At 31.0% G+C, this 507-nt stretch carries 1 protein-coding gene; it reads right to left on the reverse strand.

Annotated elements, in window-relative coordinates:
* Positions 1-404: hypothetical protein (locus tag K0040_RS19970; RefSeq protein WP_228110435.1), on the reverse strand; the 404-nt coding region annotated here is incomplete at its 3' end.
* Positions 405-507: the final 103 nt, after the last annotated feature.

The raw sequence follows: 507 nt of genomic DNA on the forward strand, positions 1-507 counted from the left end.
TTAATTTCTATTTTCAATTGTTCATTTGTCATTCCATTATCTGGAAATATAATGTAAAACCCCCCGAATTTATCTGAGGTAACAGGTAGGCTATTCTTTAAACACCTTTTGAACTCATCTAATGAACATATGGTAATATCCATCCAGCGTCGTGAGCCGGTTTGGTAATAGTGTTTTTTAGCTACAATTGGACGTATTTCAGCAGCTTTTGATAGTAATTCATAATCTAATGAAGAAATATTACTCAATTCATTTTTTATCTCTTCATCTATATCAAAGTCACTACCTTCAAATACAGACCATGATTCTATATGTTTTCTATAAACAATAACCTTAGATTTTTTTAATTCATTAAGTGAATCTTCTAAACTAATTTTAGTGTTGTTCGAATAAATGCTTTGCAATATTTCATTAGAAGCAGGGAGACCGGTTGTATTTCTAAAGAAATCTAAAACTGCAATATTTTTCATCAGACTGATTTTTAGTCCATCAGCGCTTGCTTCAGCG

Origin of the sequence: Terrisporobacter petrolearius (genome assembly GCF_020748185.1) — a bacterium.
Taxonomy (GTDB): Bacteria; Bacillota; Clostridia; order Peptostreptococcales; family Peptostreptococcaceae; genus Terrisporobacter; species Terrisporobacter petrolearius.